This is a genomic window from Streptomyces olivochromogenes (genome assembly GCF_021538895.1).
Taxonomy (GTDB): domain Bacteria; phylum Actinomycetota; class Actinomycetes; order Streptomycetales; family Streptomycetaceae; genus Streptomyces; species Streptomyces olivochromogenes_A.
In genome coordinates this window covers 79,889-95,510 of record NZ_JADDRL010000018.1, presented here as the reverse complement: position 1 = coordinate 95,510, position 15,622 = coordinate 79,889, and the positions used below count along the sequence as shown (strand labels likewise).

Below are 15,622 nucleotides of genomic sequence, written 5' to 3'. Positions count from 1 at the left end.
GCCCGTGCCTGCCCGACTGCCCTCGTGGGTTTGGGTCACCGGCCTGACGGCGGGGGCGACCGTGGCCGTCGTCGCGCTCGCCCTCCAGGCCGACAAGGGGCCGCACCCGACGGCCGCGGCCGTCCGGCCGAGCGCCTCCGCGTCCGCGGGCGCGAACGGGTCCGCCCACGCGAAGCCCAAGACGAAGCCGAAGACGCCCGCCGCCCCCGCGGTGCCGGACGCCTCGGGCACGGGCCGCCGAGTCGTCTACTCGCTCGGGCAGAAGCGGGTGTGGCTGGTCGACGCGAGCGACAAGGCCACCCGCTCCTTCACCGTGTGGCCGGGATCGGTGAGCCCCGACCCCGGCACCTTCACGATCTCCAAGACCCTGGCGTCCACCACCGGCTCCGACGGCGTCCAGATCGAGCACATCCTGTACTTCGCCGCGAAGTCGGGCCTGTCGGTCGCCTTCTCCAACGCGGTCGACGGCTCGTCCCCGCCGCCCGCCGCGGACGGCAAGCAGACCGCCGGCATCCGTATGCACAAGGAGGACGGCACGGCGCTGTGGACCTTCGGCACGGAGCCGAACACCAAGGTGCGGGTCGTCCGCTAGGTGCTCACGACGACGGTGGCGGCGAGGGCCGCTACGGCGCTTCTGGTCCAGGAGTGCTGGGCACGCGTGCGTGCCTGCTGGTCGTCGTCCGCGGGGTAGCCGAACGTGCCGGTGGGGCTCTGCTGGGCGAGGAGGAAGGCGAGGGCGTCCTGAGTGATGCGGTGCCGTGCCCAGCCGTTCTGGCCGAGGTCGCGGACGGCTGCCGCGAGTCGGCCGAGGTGGTAGGTCTCGATGCCTTCGCACAGGGTGAGCGCGATCTGCGGAGGGTAGCCGCGCGGCTCGTGCGGCCGTGACTGCCGGGGCAGCGCCGCCGCGTCCGCCGGGGGCAGGAACCCGAGGTCCGCCAGCCTGCGTACGCCGTCCGCGACGTCCTCGGGGACCGTGCCGAGTGAACCGACGGCGTCGGCCGTGGCCTTGAGGAAGTCGTTCAGGGACGGGCAGTCGGCGCCCGTCGCGCGCAGGGCCAGGGCGAATTCTCCGGCCACCTCCATGCCCTGTTCCTGCCAGAGAGCAGGGGGTGCGTAGGCGAGGAGTGCCGCGTAGCGTTCGAGGGCCGGTGCGGCGAGGTGCTGCTCTTCGAGCGCGGCGGCGCCGAGGGCGGCGGCCGTGACACCGGCCAGGCCCAGGCGCGGGTCCTGCACCCGGCTCTGCTCGCACAGCCACGTCACGGCGCGCCGCAGGGCCGGTTTCAGGGCGGCTTCGGTGGCCGGCGTGGCGGGGCGTGGCCGGGTGAGCCGTAGGGGGCTGCGGCTCAGCAGTCCGGCCAGGGCGGCGACGACGGTGGTGTGATAGCCCTCGGCCCAGTGCCGGAACTCCTCATTGCCCTGGTCGACTTCGGGGTGCACGATGCCTTCGGGGCCGTTGACCCGGCCGTTCGCCTCCTGGACGGATTCCAGGAACTCCCAGGCCCGGTCGGCCGCTTCCGAGTCGTCCACGCCGAGGCAGTACAGACAGCACAGGAGTTCCCCGACGAGGTCGGCATTCGCGCGGGCCTCGGCCAGGACGAGGAGTGCTTCCAGGAGTTCGACGGCTGTACCGGTGTCGTAGCCGGAGGGCCAGACGGGCTCTCGCAGGCCGAAGTCGGTGACGTAGAACAGGGTGTGGGTGATGGCGTAGACGTCGCGGTCGGCCAATTTGAGGACGTTCGGGTTACGGCACAGCAGGGTGAACGGCAGGACCGTGTCCATCGCCGGGAGGTCGTGCTCGATGCCGCAGAGAAACAGCGTGTGGAGCAGGTCGAGTTGCCGGTACGGGATCCGCTCGAACGACGCCGCGTAGCCGCCGTCCACGGCTTGCCTGATGATGCGCCGGAATTCGGGGTCCTCGTGACCGCAGAGCCGCAGCGCGGCGTAGGTGCCCGCGTAGAGGAGGAGGGCTTGTTCGTCCCGCGCCACCATCTCCCGGTACGAGGGTGCACCGGCGATGTCCGCGACCTGGTCGAGCAGGGCGGCGTAATCACCGTCGAGAGGCGCGTCGTCGAGGCGTGCGCGCAGCCCTACGAGAAAAGCCGTTTCGATGAGGGCTTTGCGGGTGAACAGGACGGTGTTTGGCTGGGATCGGCGTGGATCCAGCATGGCCCGGCGCGCAGTGAGCCATGCTACCGCCTGGCTTTCCACCGCGCGCCTTCGAGATGACCGGACGCCGGGTTCCTCAGTTTTCATGGTCGAGCCTCCCGGCAGTCACCTTGAGTGGATTTCAGTGGGTCAGTTGCCCGCGGGCGACGTGACCTCGTCGGCTACTTCGTTGGCGACGACCAGGACATACCGCTCCCAGGCCAGCACATAACCTGCGACATCGTCCAGTTGGCTGACCTGGCCGACCACACGCTCCAAGGGAGCGCTCAGATCGACCAGTCCACTTGTTCTGAGGAAATCCAGCGCCTTGCGCGCATCCACTGACGGGGGGCAGGACATGACGAACCTCCTTGTTCGATATTCCGGCATTCCTCCTTTACTATGTGCCCATTCATCATGCCCGCGAAATATGCAAGTGGTAACTCATACAGTCACACTTGCCGGTGGGAATTCTCGGAACCCGGCGGGAAATACCGTCAGTCGGCCGACCGCTCCGGCAACTGCACGACGACCAGACCGATTCCGGCGAGCACGAGCACCCGCGTCGCCGCGTCCAGCCCGTTCCAGGTCTTCGACTGCCACATCGAGAACCACTCTCCGCCGATCGCGATGAACCCGGCACCGAACAGCAGCATGATCATCAGCAGCCCGTAAGTGGAGAGCTGCCGGGCGCGGTCGTGCTCGCGCCGCGCCCAGAACCAGGTCCCGGCGATCAGCACGAGCGCCGCGACCGTCTCCCACGCGATGATGCCGACGTACGCGGCGTCCTGAAGCCCCTTGCTCGTGATCGCCCGCCACATCAGGTCGTCGTCCTTGAACGTGGTGTCCATGGCGAGAACATGCTGAACGAATTGCTGATTGGTCCCGAAGTCCGTGATGTTCCCCAGGGCGACGAGGGAGATGTACAGGGCGACGGTGGCGGTGAGGAGGGCCGCGGAGAGGCGAAGGGCGCGTGAGGTGGGAGTGGCCATAGAAGTGATCTTTCCAAGCCCGACCCGCCGCGTGCCGCTCGGATTGAGCCAGAATGACGGGGCGTTGGCTCCGGAGGAGGGGACGGACGGATGGCGCAGGCGCGGCCGTCGATGCAGGAACTCATCGGCCGGCGCAGGAGGGCCGGTTTCGTGGGGCGCGGGGCCGAACGGGCCGCGTTCCGGGCGAACTTCGGCATCCCGCCCGAGGACGAGCGGCATCGGTTCCTGTTCCATGTGCATGGCAATGCGGGGGTCGGAAAGACCTTTCTGGTACGCGAGTTGGAGCAGATCGCCCGGGAACTCGGCGCGCTGACCGTGTATGTCGACGAGGGCGCCGGCAGCGTGCCGGAGACGATGACCGTGATCGGCCGCCAACTCGGGGCGCAAGGCCACCGGTTGAAGGAGCTGGACCGGATGCTGGCCGCGCACCGCGAGCGGCGGCACGAGGCCGAGGCGGCCGCCGTCGCCGTACCGGAACCGGACGAGCCGTCGGCGGGCAGCCTGGCGCTGGCCCGGGCCGGCCTCGTGGGCCTCGGCCTCGTCCCGGTGGCCGGCGCCTTCGCGCCGGCGCTGGACGCGGACCGTATCGCCCAGGGCGCGGACCGGCTGCGCGCCGGGCTCAGCGCACGCTTCCGCAATCAGGAGGACGTACAGCTGGTGCTGTCCCCGGAGCGGGTGCTGACGCCGGTGCTGCTGGGCGAGTTGGCCGCCGTCGCGTCGGCGGTCCCGTGGCTGGTCCTGTTCTTCGACACCTACGAGCGCACCCGGCCGTTCCTCGACGGCTGGCTGCACGAGGTGATGACCACCGACCGGTACGGGGTTCTGCCCGCCAACGTCGTCGTGGTGACCTCCGGCCAGCGCCCCTTCGACACCGCCCGCTGGGGCGGCTTCGCGGACTTCATGACCGACGTGCCGCTCGGTGCGTTCACGGAGGCGGAGGCGCGGGGGCTGCTGGCGGACCGGGGGGTGCGGGACGAGCCGGTGGTCGCCGAGGTGCTGCGGCTGACGGGCGGACTGCCGGTGCTCGTCTCCACCCTCGCCCAGGCCCGGCCCGCCGATCCGGACGACGTGGGCGATCCGAGCGCGGACGCCGTGGAGCGGTTCCTGAAGTGGGAGCCGGATCCGGTACGGCGCAGGGTCGCCCTGGCCTGCGCGCTGCCCCGGCGGCTGGACGGGGACGTGTTCCGGGCGGTGGTGGACTGCGAGGAGACCGAACTCGACTCGCTGTACGGGTGGTTGAGAGGGCTGCCGTTCGTCGACGGGCGCGGGGAGCGGCTGCGGTACCACGATGTCGTACGGGCGCCGATGCTGCGGCTGCAACGGACACGGTCGCCGCGGGGGTGGGCCGAGCGGCACGGACGGCTCGCGGAGGTGTTCGGGCGCTGGCGGGAAGAGGCCGAGGCCGGGCTGGGCCTCCTGCGCCGGTGGGCGGACGCGGACTGGCGGGAGCTGCGGCTCGCGGAGTCCTACCACTCCTTGTGCGCGGCGCCCCGGGCCGCACTGCCCGCGATCCTGGCCGATGTCGTCCACGCCTGCGGGCAGGGCGACGAGGTGGCGCTGCGCTGGGCGCGGATCCTGGTCGAGGCGGGTGAGGACACGGACGCGGAGGCCGTGCGGACCTGGGGGAGCGGGCTGGCGGACATGCTCGCGGGGAGCGGGCCGGCCGAGGCGCTCCGGCTGCTGCTGGATCGCGCGCGGGGCGACGAGCCGTGGCGGGCGGAAGCGATGGCAGTGCGGGGCGACACCTTCGCGCGGGAGGGCGACCACGAGCGGGCGCTGGAGGAGTACGACCGTGCCCTCGCCCTCGACCCGGACCTGGTGCGGGCCCATCGCGCGAAGGCCGCGACCCGGGGCGGGCTGGGGGACTACGAGGCCGCGGTCGCCGGTCTCGACCGGGTGGTCGCGCTGGAGCCGGACAACCCGTACAACGTCATCCTGCGCGGCGAGTACCACCGCCTCCTGCGCCACCACGACGAGGCGCTCCGGGACCTGACCGAAGGCATCCTCCGTGACCCCGCCAGCGAGTTCGCCCGGGCTTCGCGCGGCGCCGCCCACGAGCGCGGCGGCGATCTCGACGCGGCCCTGGCCGACCTCGACCGCGCGCTCGAACTAAAACCGGACTACGCCTGGGCGCTCGGCCGCCGAGCCCGGGTCTGGCGCGGCCTCGGCGACCACGACCGGCAGCTGGCCGACCTCGATCGCGCCCTCGTCATCTGGCCCGACTGGGGCTGGGGCCACTGCGAACGCGGTGACGCCCTGCGGGTGGCCGGACGGAACGAGGAGGCCCTCGCCGACTACGATCGCGCGCTCGCCATCGACCCCGAGTACGCGTCGGCGTACGCGAGCAGGGGCGCTGCCCTGTCCAACCTCGGCCGCCATGAGGAAGCACTGGCCGACCTGGACCGGGCCCTGGAACTCAATCCGTCGTACCCCTGGGCGCAGAATCAACGCGCCACGACCGTGGCCAGGCTCAACGCTCCGCGGTGAAGGCCACGAACTCGGTCCACGAGACGCCCGTGAACGTGAGCCGGGCGCCGTGCCTGTCCTTGGAGTCGCGGACGTGGATGGTGGGGGTGGTGGGGGCTATGGCGACCTCGACGCAATCGGGCCCGTCGTTGCTGCTGTAGCTGCTCTTGAACCACTCCAGGGCGGTCATGTCTCTTCTCCCAGTACTTTTTTGATGAAGGCCAGCGATTCCCGGGGTGAGAGGGCCTGCGCCCGGATCATTCCATAGCGCATCTCCAGGATCTGGGCTTCCCGAGGATCGCTGATCACTCGGCTGTACAGCTGGGCCTCCCAGTGCGCCAGTGTCTTGCCGTTCTGGAGTTTCAGCAGGCGGATCGGCCCCGCCATGCCCGCGTGGTCCTCGCGATCCGTGGGCATCACCTGGATCTCGACATGCCTCAACTTGCCGATCTCCAACAGGTGTTCGAGCTGCTGTCGCAGCACCATTCTGCCCCCGATCGGCCGCCGCAGCGTTGCCTCTTCCTGGACAAAGGGGAGGAGCGGCCGGGGTACGCGCTCGAACACGGTCTTGCGTGCCATGCGCGCGGCGACGTGACGCTCGATCTCGTCCTCCGTGTACGCGGGACGTCGCATCGCGTACAACGCCTGGGCATACTCCGGGGTCTGCAGCAGGCCGTGAATCTGGTGGTTGTCGTAGGCGCCGAGCTCGACGGCTTCGTCCTCCAGCTTCGCCAGATCCCGAACCTTCTTCGGATACCGCGCCTCCTCGACATCCTTCTTCATGGCCGAGAGCTTTCCGCCCGCTCCGAGCGCCTCATCGGCCTTGTCCAGGAAGTCGGGTTGGGGAATCCTCCGCCCGCGCTCCACCGACGAGACCATCTCCTCGCCGTAGCCGATGGCCGTCCCGAGTTCCGCCTGCCGCAGCCCGGCGGACTCCCGCCACATCTTCACCTGCCGCCCGACCGTCTTGAGTACGGCCTCGGTCTCCTCGTCCTCCACGCTTCCCTCCCGATGTACGAGCCGTACGATCACGCGGACGACCCGGACAGTGACGTTACGTACCGGGGTCGTTGCTGTTCAGGGTAGGGACGGATGGCCACTCTGGGTGACATGAACCAGAAATCCCACCTCCGGATCCAGCTGTCCGCCACTCGAAGGGGTGCCCGGCTCGCGCGCCTACTGACGGAGCGCCAACTGGACGAGTGGGGCGTGCCGTTCGGGGAGGCCGCGCATGTGGTGGCGGAGCTGGCGGCCAACGCCGTACTCCACGGGCGCGTCAGCGGAAGGGACTTCCGGCTCGGACTGAAGCTGCACGACGACGGCACCCTTCGTATCGAGGTGACCGATGCCCGGGGTGACCGGATCCCGCGAATCCAGGTTCCGGCGGGCGAGGAGGCGGAAACCGGGCGGGGATTACGGATCGTGGCGGCGTACGCGGACCGCTGGGGCGTGGACGAGACACCCGCGCACGGCAAGACGGTGTGGGCGGAACTCGTACCGGGACGCCCGGGTCGCGGGGAGTCGTGACCCGGTGGCTCCCGACGTCAAAGACCAAAGAACCGGGGAAAGAACCGAACCCGTCCCTACCGTCCCCGTCGATCACCCGCCGGAGTGAATATGCCCAACGCAACTGGCGCGGCGGTGCAGTTGTGGTGCAGCGTCAGCCGTGACAAGCCCGCACATGCATCGGCCCCCGCCGGGACTGGCATCCCATTGCGAGGGCCTGATCACCCAGGAAGAAAGCACCTTCCCGATGACTGGCAAGAAGCGTAACGCGCCCAAGCGCGCGAAGTCCGGCAATGCCGGGCATTCCCACTCCGGTGTCATTCACGTCAACGAACCGCATCACGACAACTTCACCGTGATCGGGAATCACTTGGCTCAGCACCCCGAGTTGTCGCTGACGGCGATCGGCCTTGCGGCCCACATCCAGTCGCTGCCCGCCGGAACGCCCATCGGGATCAAGGCGCTGGCGGCCAAGTTCCCCGAGGGTGAGATCCGGATCGCCGCCGCGCTGCGGGAGCTGGAGGAACACGGTTACCTCACGCGTGCCAGGGAGCGTCTTCAATCGGGACAAGTGACGACCCGGACGACCTCGTACAACAAGCCCCGGCTCGCGGTGGCCGCAGCGGCCGCCCCGGCCCCCGAACCGCGACGCCCGGCCCCGGAGGCACCCGCTCCCGCCTCCCCGGCGCCGCACCGCGCGGCCGCCGACCTGCTTGCCGGCCTGCGCGCCCGTGACTCCCGGCTGCTGCTCACCGAACGGGACGTGAAGCGGCTGGCCCCCGCCGTCGACACCTGGCTGGAACGCGGAGTGCCACCCACCGCCGTGGCGCGGACGCTGACGACCGGCCTGCCCGAGAAGCCGATCCTGCACCCGGCGGCATTTCTCGCCCACCGCCTCACGGCCCTCCTGCCCCCGCTCCTTCCGACCGCGCCACCACCAGCGAGCCCCAGCCGCCCGGACCCCCTGCAGACCTGCCACGGCTGCGACCGAGCCTTCCGGGCCCCACAGCCGGGCCGATGCCGTGACTGCCGCGCGTCCGGCGCTGCGGCGTAGAAGACCTGGGAACAGGAAGGGGTGAGCCCGATGGCAAGCGCCGCGTCAGCGCCGTACCGCCGAATCCACCGGTACCGTACGAGGACCGAGCCACCCGCACCGGAGGTCACCGTGAGCGCCCAGACCGACGGCCCGTACGAACCGCTGATCCCCATGCCCGAGCTCACGCCGGATGCGCTACGGGCGGCCGTTGCGCGCATCGCACCGAGCCGTGTCCCGGCCCTCACCCAGCACCTCTTCGAAGCCACGACGAACGCACAGCAGACCCAGAGCCTCGCGCCGCTGCGAGCCTTCGTGCACTCCTGGGCGGTGTTCGTGGCCATCGAGCGGCATCCGGAACGCGCCGCCCGACTGCGTGAGCTGGAGCGCATCGTGGACGCGGGGGAGCAGGACCCGGCAGCGGCCATCACCGAGATCCGCTCGATCCGGGAGGCGGCCGAGGCGGAGGCCGGGCTGTGACGGACTGGGCCTGGGACTACAACCCCAGTGCCGAGTACGTCACGGGAGGCCTGCCGACGGGAGTCGTGGCGGAAGTGGAACGGCTGGCCGCCGAACTGGCCGCGCTCGGTCGTGACTCCGTCAAGGTGGGCAGGCCGCTCGACCGGGAGGGCGGCCTGCGTGAGTTCGACATCCTCGGTGGGCGCGGCTTCATCAGCTTCCTGCCCGTGCCGCGTCATGAGTGTGTCTACGTCTGCAACGTCACTTGGTACGGCTGACACCGGGCTCACCCGCTGACCGACTACCCGGTCACCACCGGCCGCACCTTGGTGAGCATCAGGTTCAGGAACTGGTCCGGATGCCGGAAGGACGCGAAGTGGGCGGCTTCTCGGATCAGGGCGAAGTCCTTGACCGGGGCGGTGACTTCGGCGACGAAGCGGCGGGCCGGCTCCGGTGGGGTGAGGACGTCGCTGTCGCCCTGGAAGACGAAGAAGGGGAGCCGGAAGGCGGTGCCCTCGGCGTACTCGTCGACGGTCATGGCCTGCGGGCCGAGCTGCTCGGAAAAGTTCATGCCCTTTAGGTAGGAGCGCAGCCCGCGCAGGGTGTGCAGGGGTGAGAACCACAGGGAGCGCACGACGACGGTCTTCATGGTGTCGAAGGTCAGGGGATCGGTGGTGACCACGATCTTGGAGTGCTTCGCCCACTGGCGGGCGGTCCAGGCGGACGGGTCCGGTCCCATCTCCCTGACGGCGGCCAGCTCCTTGCGCTTGCCGGCCTTCTCCAGACGGGCCAGCAGAGCCTGGTGCGCCGAGTCGTCGCGGCCGCCCTCGTTGATGTTCTGGTCGGTGCCGACATAGGCGGAGTACAGCTCGGGGTGGTTGCGGGCGAGGCGCAGGCCGGTGATCGTGCCGAAGGAGTTGGCGACGAGGAGGAGCTTGTCGACGCCGAGGCGGGCGCGAACGTACGCCGTCACTTCCAGGGCGTCGCGATAGAGGCGGTCGAGGGTCATCTCGCCCTGGTCGCCGTTGATGAACGTCTTGCCCGCCCCGCGCATGTCCCAGCGCACGATCGTGAAGTGCCGCTCCCAGGCCCGCGTGCGCGGAATGAAGATCAGGTTGGAGGCGCCGGGGCCGCCGTGGACCTCCAGGATCACCGGGTTGGCGAGGTCGTCTCCGCGGATGGAGATCCACTGGTCGATGCCGCCGATCCGGACGTAGCCGAACTCGTCGATGCCGTTCGGGGCGGTGATGCGCAGCTTCTTCGCGAGGGACCTGCGCTTGAGGGCGCGGTAAGTGAGCAGCATGAGTGTTCCCCCTAAACTGTTTATATCGTCAGCAGTTGTGTTTACGGTATATACAGTTGGTGGACGGAGTCAACGGGCTTCGCTGCGACCAAGGGGAGGAACCGCATGGCCGCCCGGAACAAGGAGCAGGACCAGCCGCGCGATCCGCGGGCGAGCCTCGCGCTGCTGTGGGGCGAGCAGGAGCAGCCCACCCGGGGGCCGAAGCCGAAGCTGTCTCCCCAGGGGATCGCCGCGGCCGCCGTGGAGCTGGCCGACGCGGAGGGACTGGACGCGGTCTCGATGGGCAAGGTCGCCGCCGAGTTCGGCGTCTCGGCGATGGCGCTCTACCGCTATGTGCCCGGCAAGGCCGAACTGATCGAGCTGATGATCGAGTCGACGCTCGCCGAGGTCCCCGACCTCTCAGCCGCGGAGGGCGACTGGCGAGCTGGGACGCGGCAGTGGGCCAGCCGGTGCCTCGACCTCTACCGGGCCCACCCCTGGGTGCTTGCCGCCACCGCGATGCGCCGCCAGGTCATGGGTCCGCACCAGCTGGGCTGGCTGGACGCGGCACACGCGGCCCTGGCGCCGACCGGCCTGCCGGCGGCCCAGCGGCACCAGGTCTTCGTCCTCGTCGTCGGCCTGGTGCGCAGCCTCGCCCAGCAGCTGGTCGACTTCGACGCGGACGAGGACCGGGAGTGGAGCCGCCTCACCAGTGAGCTGCTCGAACGTCACGCGGACCGGTTCCCGGCCCTGACCCGGGCCATCTCCGAGGGTGCTTTCGGCCCGGCGGGAATCGACCCCCTCGACTTCGGCCTCGACCGGATCCTGGACGGAGTCGAAGCGCTCATCGCTGTACGGGAATGACAGGGCAGGGGCGATTTGCCCCCGTGAACCGATCGTCCCCGGTCGATTACAGTGCTGAGCTGTCGTACGTACGGACGGTGCCGTGAGGAGGTCTTGGTGACTGCGACATCCGGTGCCGTCTGGGGCCGCGCCGAACAGCAGGACTTCCGCAGCAGGGTGCGCGGCACGCTGCTCGGGGGCGCCGTCGGCGACGCGCTCGGTGCCCCGGTCGACGGGCTCACCACCGAGGAGATCCGGGCCGAGTACGGCGTGGAGGGCCTGGTCGACCTGACCTTCGGGTACGGCAGGCGCGGCGCCGTCACCCACCACACCCAGCTCACCCTCTTCACCGTGGACGGGCTGATACGCGCCCAGGTCCGCCGCGACACCGGCGCTTGGCACCCGCCGACGGATCTGCACCGGGCGTACCTGCGCTGGGCGGCCACCCAGCGGGACTGGGGACCGGACGAGCGCCGCAAGGACGACGGCTGGCTGGCCCGCGAGGAGTGGCTGTACGCCCGCCGTGATCCCTCGCGCGCGCTGCTGATCGGCTTCGGCGACGAGAACATGGGCACGCTGGAGGCGCCGAAGAGCCCCGGCGAACTGGGCCCGGAGGCGGTCGCCCGCTCCGCCCCCTTCGGACTGCTGGTCGGCTGGGAGCCGCAGCTGGTCGCGCAGCTGGCGGTGGAGTGCGCGGCGCAGACCCACGGTCACCCCGCGGCGTATCTGTCGGCGGGCGCGTACGCGGTGATCGTGCACGCGCTGGCCCGCGGCGAGAGCCTGGACGGCGCCGTGCAGCGCGCGCTCGCCCTGCTCGCCGCGCGCCCCGGCCACCAGCCCGTCTCGGACGCCCTCCAGTACGCGCTGGGCGCCGTGCGGCAGGGGATGCCGACCCCGGCGCGGGTCGAGGAGCTGGCGGGCGACGGGGCGGCGGACGGTCTGCTGGCCGCCGCCGTCTACTGCGCCCTGGTGGGGGAGGACGTACGGCACGGACTGTGCCTGGCGGTCAACCAGGCCGGCCCCTCCGGCGCCGCGGGCGCCCTCACCGGCGGGCTGCTCGGTGCCCTGCACGGAGAGACGGCCCTCCCGCCGGCCTGGCTGGCCGAACTGGAGGGCCGCCCCACGATCCTGGAACTGGCCGACGACTTCGCGATGGAGATGACCCAGGGACCGGCACTGCACGGCCCCGCCGGGTCGTCGCCGGGGTGGCTTGCGAGGTATCCGAGGGGGGCCCAGCCTCCGCCGGACGGGCGCTAGGTCCTGTCGTCAAACTCGCGTCGTCCGCCCGAAGGGCGGGCCTCGCGGCGTCAGGTGCGTGCTCTCGGTGTGCCGGGCCTCGTCCCTCGTACTGGACGTACTTGGGTCGGGGCCCGGTGCGGCGAGTGGGGGTCCCCCCTGCTCGAAGAGCTTGGGGGAGCGTGCATGGCGTCGCGGGGCAGACGGGAGTTTGACGACAGGGCCTAGTCTTTCACCGTCGTGCCGAGGCCGCCGGTCGCCGTGGCCGGAGCCGGTACCGTGGCCGCCGCGCCGTCGTCGTCCGAGTTGACCCGCTCGATGATCGCCATGCGCTCCGGGGTGTCCTCCGGCTTGATGTAGCCGATCAGGATGTACAGGACCAGGGACACCGCCAGCGGTATGGAGACCTGGTACTGGAGCGGGACGCCGCCGTCCACGTTCCAGTTGATCGGGTAGTTGACCAGCCAGAAGGCCAGCAGGCCCATCGACCAGCTGGTGAGCGCGGCCGTTGGTCCGGAGCGGCGGAACGGGCGCAGCAGGCCGAGCATCATCGGGATCGCGATCGGGCCCATCAGACCGGCGACCCACTTGATGACGACGGTGATGATGTCCTTGAACGTCGGCGAGTTGACCTGGGTGGCCACCGCCATGGACAGGCCGAGGAAGACGACGGTCGTCACCCGGGCCGCGATCAGGCCCGACCGCTCGTTCCAGGCCCGCGCCCGCGCCGACAGCACGGGCGCCACGTCCCGGGTGAAGACGGCGGCGATCGCGTTGGCGTCGGAGGAGCACATGGCCATGGTGTGCGAGAAGAAGCCGACGATGACCAGGCCCAACAGGCCGTGCGGCAGCAGCTGTTCGGTCATCAGGCCGTAGGAGTCGGAGCCGTCCGGCTTCTGGGCGTGCACCAGGAGCGGGGACATCCACATCGGGAAGAACAGGACCACCGGCCAGATCAGCCACAGCGCCGCCGACAGCCGCGCCGACCGGGTGGCCTCCCGGGGGCTGCCCGTCGCCATGTAGCGCTGGGCCTGGTTGAGCATGCCGCCGTTGTACTCGAAGAGCTTGATGAAGAGGAACGCGAGCAGGAAGACCGTGCCGTATGGCCCGACCAGCGGCTTGTCGTGGCCGTGCAGGGCCGGCTCGTCCCAGGCGCCGAAGAAGCCGATGCCCTTGTCGTTCAGCTTCAGCACGACCGCGACGAACATGGCGATGCCGGCCACGAACTGGATGGCGAACTGGCCGAGTTCAGTCAGCGCGTCCGCCCACAGGCCGCCGATCGTGCAGTACACGGCCGTGATCGCGCCGGTGATGAGGATGCCCTGGTTCAGGGAGACGCCGGTGAACACCGACAGCAGCGTCGCGATCGCGGCCCACTTCGCGCCCACGTCCACGATCTTCAGCAGCATGCCGGACCAGGCCAGCGCCTGCTGCGTGGACAGGTTGTAGCGGTTCTTCAGGTACTCCAGCGGGGAGGCCACATGGAGCCGGGAGCGCAGCCGGTTGACGCGGGGCGCGAACAGCTTCGAGCCGATGGCGATGCCGAGCGCGATGGGGAAGGACCAGGTGATGAAGGAGGTGACGCCGTAGGTGTAGGCGATGCCCGCGTACCCGGTGAACATCACGGCGCTGTAGCCCGACATGTGGTGCGAGATGCCGGACAGCCACCAGGGCATCTTGCCGCCGGCCGTGAAGAAGTCGGAGACGTTGTCCACGCGCTTGTGCGACCAGACGCCGATCGCGACCATCACTCCGAAGTAGCCGATGAGCACGGCCCAGTCGAGACCGTTCATGTGTCCCCTTCCAGGGTTCGCAGCCAGGGTCAGGCATGTGAACTCTGGTTTCGAACGTGGACACACGGCAAGGAAGCGGAAGGTCAAGAGCAAGTAAAAATGTTCGTCGTGGTGACCTTCGTTCAGAATTGTGAACGATCTCGGAAAGGTGGAATCGCCTCAGCGCATCAGCTCACCCGCGTTGACCAGCAACGACTGCCCCGTGATGGACTTCGCCCGGTCCGAGGCCAGGAACGCCACCGCATCGGCGACGTCCCCGTCCGTCGCCAGCTCCGGCAGCGCCATCCGGTCCGTCAGGCGCTTCAGCACCTCGGCCTCCGGTACGCCTTCCGTGTGCGCGGTGAACTGGACGTACGCCTGCACCGGCGGCCCCCACATCCAGCCCGGCAGAACCGTGTTGACCCGGATCCGGTGCGGTCCGAGCTCCCGCGCCAGTGAGTACATCGCGCTGGTCAGCGCCCCCTTCGAGGCGGCGTACGCGGCCTGCGCGACCTGCGAGGGTGCCGCGACCGCCGACTGCGTGCCGATGAACACCACCGACCCGCCCCCGCCCGCCTTCAGTGCCGGCAGACATGCTCGCGTCATCCGCAGCGTGCCCAGCAGGTTCACGTCGATGACCGACCGCCAGGTCGCGAAGTCCGCGTCCTCGACCCCGCCGAAATAGGAGTCCCAGGCGGCCACGTGCACCACCGCGTCGACCCCGCCGAACCGCTCCCGGGCCAGCGCCGCCAGCGCCTCGCACTGCCCCTCGTCGGTGATGTCGGTCGCCCGGTACGCCGTGCGCGCCCCGTCCGGATCGATCTCGGCCGCGCTCTTGGCGAGGTTCGCCTCGGTGCGCGCCCCGAGCACCGCGTTCCCGCCGTCCCCCACGACGGCCGCGGCGACCTGATGACCCAGCCCGGCGCCGACCCCGGACACGACGACGGTCTTTCCCGTGAGCAGCGACATGGGAGCCTCCCGAACCCTGGCGCTTCATCTGACGGAGCGTCAGAGTATGGGTGACCGCAGGAAAGGGGAACCGCATGAGCGACGACACCCGCAGCGAGCTGTACGCCGAGCTCGCCGCCGTGGGCCCGTACCGAGTCCCGTTCGGCCACGCCCTGATCACCATGGTCGAGCCCCACCCGGGACACGAGTACGCCTACAACCGCTGGTACGAGGACGACCACTACTACGCCGGCGCCATGGCCATGCCCTGGATGTACGCCGGCCGCCGCTGGGTCGCCACCCGCGACCTGCAGCTCCTGCGCTACCCCGAGAAGTCCGCGATAGCCCAGCCGGTCACCGCCGGCTGCTACATCTCCACGTACTGGATCACCGACGGCCGCTACGCCGACCACATGAGGTGGACCGTCGGCATCAACAAGCGCCTCAACCGCGACGCCCGCGTCTACCAGGACCGCACCCACGTCTTCACGGCCTTCCAGGACCACGAGGCGACGGTCTACCGGGACGGCGCCGCCGGCCCCCGGGACTTCCACGCCCTCGACCACCGCTACGCCGGGCTCGTCGTCGAGGTCGTCGACGCCGAGTCGGCCGAGCAGCGCGCCGAACTGCTGGAGTGGCTGCGCGCCCGCCACCTCCCGAAGCGGCTGGCGGGCTCCCCGGCGGCCCTGGTGACCGTCTTCCGGCCGACGCCCCTGCCCGGCGACCGGATGACGTACGTCAAGCAGGTCGAGGGCGTCGACACCCGCCTGACCCTGCTGTGGTTCCTGGAGACCGACCCGCGGGAGTGCTGGGAGCGCTGCTTCACTGGCCTCGACGAGCAGGTGAGCGAGTCCGGGCTCGGCCGCGTGGAGCTGGTGGCACCGTTCGTCCCGACGGTGCCGGGCACCGACACCTACGTGGACAGGCTCCGCTGACCCCG

Annotated in this window: 17 protein-coding genes; 9 read left to right on the top strand and 8 right to left on the bottom strand. The window is 70.3% G+C overall.

All coding sequences use genetic code 11. The features are described from left to right. Window positions 1-4: 4 nt before the first annotated feature. Complete coding sequence (locus IPZ69_RS11870) at window positions 5-592, top strand: hypothetical protein (RefSeq protein ID WP_235454031.1); 588 nt, start codon at window positions 5-7, stop codon at window positions 590-592. Here the strand turns inward: IPZ69_RS11870 and IPZ69_RS11865 are convergent. The 3 genes from IPZ69_RS11865 to IPZ69_RS11855 form a co-directional block, all read right to left on the bottom strand. Beyond that, window positions 589-2,253 (bottom strand): DUF6895 family protein, encoded by a 1,665-nt coding sequence (locus IPZ69_RS11865; RefSeq protein ID WP_374293235.1) that lies wholly within the window; start codon window positions 2,251-2,253, stop codon window positions 589-591. The genes IPZ69_RS11870 and IPZ69_RS11865 overlap by 4 nt on opposite strands. Before the next feature lie 42 nt (window positions 2,254-2,295). Further along, window positions 2,296-2,505, bottom strand: a complete 210-nt coding sequence (locus IPZ69_RS11860; RefSeq protein ID WP_235454029.1) for a hypothetical protein — start codon at window positions 2,503-2,505, stop codon at window positions 2,296-2,298. A 137-nt stretch (window positions 2,506-2,642) separates the two neighbouring features. Beyond that, window positions 2,643-3,137 carry a DUF2165 domain-containing protein gene (locus tag IPZ69_RS11855; protein ID WP_235454028.1) on the bottom strand — a complete coding sequence of 165 codons (495 nt, stop codon included), beginning with the start codon at window positions 3,135-3,137 and terminating at the stop codon, window positions 2,643-2,645. 90 nt (window positions 3,138-3,227) lie between these two features. On the opposite strand from IPZ69_RS11855, the gene IPZ69_RS11850 reads away from it, so the two are divergent. Beyond that, a complete protein-coding gene (locus IPZ69_RS11850; protein WP_235454027.1) occupies window positions 3,228-5,624 on the top strand; it encodes a tetratricopeptide repeat protein in 2,397 nt (798 codons plus the stop codon). Here the strand turns inward: IPZ69_RS11850 and IPZ69_RS11845 are convergent. After that, the gene (locus tag IPZ69_RS11845) at window positions 5,608-5,793 is read right to left on the bottom strand and encodes a DUF397 domain-containing protein (RefSeq protein ID WP_235454026.1); all 186 of its coding nucleotides are present in this window, start codon (window positions 5,791-5,793) and stop codon (window positions 5,608-5,610) included. The genes IPZ69_RS11850 and IPZ69_RS11845 overlap by 17 nt on opposite strands. Then, window positions 5,790-6,602, bottom strand: coding sequence for a helix-turn-helix domain-containing protein (locus IPZ69_RS11840; protein WP_235454025.1), 813 nt, complete (start codon window positions 6,600-6,602; stop codon window positions 5,790-5,792). Before IPZ69_RS11840 ends, IPZ69_RS11845 begins: the two co-directional genes overlap by 4 nt. 111 nt (window positions 6,603-6,713) lie before the next feature. On the opposite strand from IPZ69_RS11840, the gene IPZ69_RS11835 reads away from it, so the two are divergent. The 4 genes from IPZ69_RS11835 (at window position 6,714) to IPZ69_RS11820 (ending at window position 8,879) form a co-directional block, all read left to right on the top strand. Beyond that, the gene (locus IPZ69_RS11835; protein ID WP_235454024.1) at window positions 6,714-7,130 is read left to right on the top strand and encodes an ATP-binding protein; all 417 of its coding nucleotides are present in this window, start codon (window positions 6,714-6,716) and stop codon (window positions 7,128-7,130) included. 226 nt (window positions 7,131-7,356) lie between these two features. After that, the gene (locus IPZ69_RS11830) at window positions 7,357-8,163 is read left to right on the top strand and encodes a helix-turn-helix domain-containing protein (RefSeq protein ID WP_235454023.1); all 807 of its coding nucleotides are present in this window, start codon (window positions 7,357-7,359) and stop codon (window positions 8,161-8,163) included. A gap of 111 nt (window positions 8,164-8,274) precedes the next feature. Continuing rightward, window positions 8,275-8,622, top strand: coding sequence for a DUF6247 family protein (locus IPZ69_RS11825; RefSeq protein WP_235454022.1), 348 nt, complete (start codon window positions 8,275-8,277; stop codon window positions 8,620-8,622). After that, a complete protein-coding gene (locus IPZ69_RS11820; RefSeq protein WP_235454021.1) occupies window positions 8,619-8,879 on the top strand; it encodes a hypothetical protein in 261 nt (86 codons plus the stop codon). Before IPZ69_RS11825 ends, IPZ69_RS11820 begins: the two co-directional genes overlap by 4 nt. Before the next feature lie 23 nt (window positions 8,880-8,902). On the opposite strand, the gene IPZ69_RS11815 is transcribed toward IPZ69_RS11820, so the two are convergent. Next, window positions 8,903-9,904: an alpha/beta fold hydrolase gene (locus IPZ69_RS11815; RefSeq protein WP_235454020.1), complete on the bottom strand. Its 1,002-nt coding sequence runs from the start codon at window positions 9,902-9,904 to the stop codon at window positions 8,903-8,905. 105 nt (window positions 9,905-10,009) lie between these two features. On the opposite strand from IPZ69_RS11815, the gene IPZ69_RS11810 reads away from it, so the two are divergent. After that, the gene (locus IPZ69_RS11810; RefSeq protein ID WP_235454019.1) at window positions 10,010-10,747 is read left to right on the top strand and encodes a TetR/AcrR family transcriptional regulator; all 738 of its coding nucleotides are present in this window, start codon (window positions 10,010-10,012) and stop codon (window positions 10,745-10,747) included. Between the two features lie 96 nt (window positions 10,748-10,843). Then, the gene (locus IPZ69_RS11805; protein WP_235454018.1) at window positions 10,844-11,983 is read left to right on the top strand and encodes an ADP-ribosylglycohydrolase family protein; all 1,140 of its coding nucleotides are present in this window, start codon (window positions 10,844-10,846) and stop codon (window positions 11,981-11,983) included. A gap of 203 nt (window positions 11,984-12,186) precedes the next feature. Here the strand turns inward: IPZ69_RS11805 and IPZ69_RS11800 are convergent, their stop codons facing one another. After that, window positions 12,187-13,755, bottom strand: a complete 1,569-nt coding sequence (locus IPZ69_RS11800) for a sodium:solute symporter family protein (RefSeq protein WP_235454017.1) — start codon at window positions 13,753-13,755, stop codon at window positions 12,187-12,189. 159 nt (window positions 13,756-13,914) lie between these two features. Further along, a complete protein-coding gene (locus IPZ69_RS11795; RefSeq protein ID WP_235454016.1) occupies window positions 13,915-14,703 on the bottom strand; it encodes an SDR family oxidoreductase in 789 nt (262 codons plus the stop codon). 74 nt (window positions 14,704-14,777) lie between these two features. Here IPZ69_RS11795 and IPZ69_RS11790 point away from each other — a divergent pair, with 74 nt between their 5' ends. Then, entirely contained in the window at window positions 14,778-15,617 is an 840-nt protein-coding gene (locus IPZ69_RS11790; RefSeq protein ID WP_235454015.1) for a hypothetical protein, read from the top strand. The last annotated feature ends 5 nt before the right edge of the window (window positions 15,618-15,622 follow it).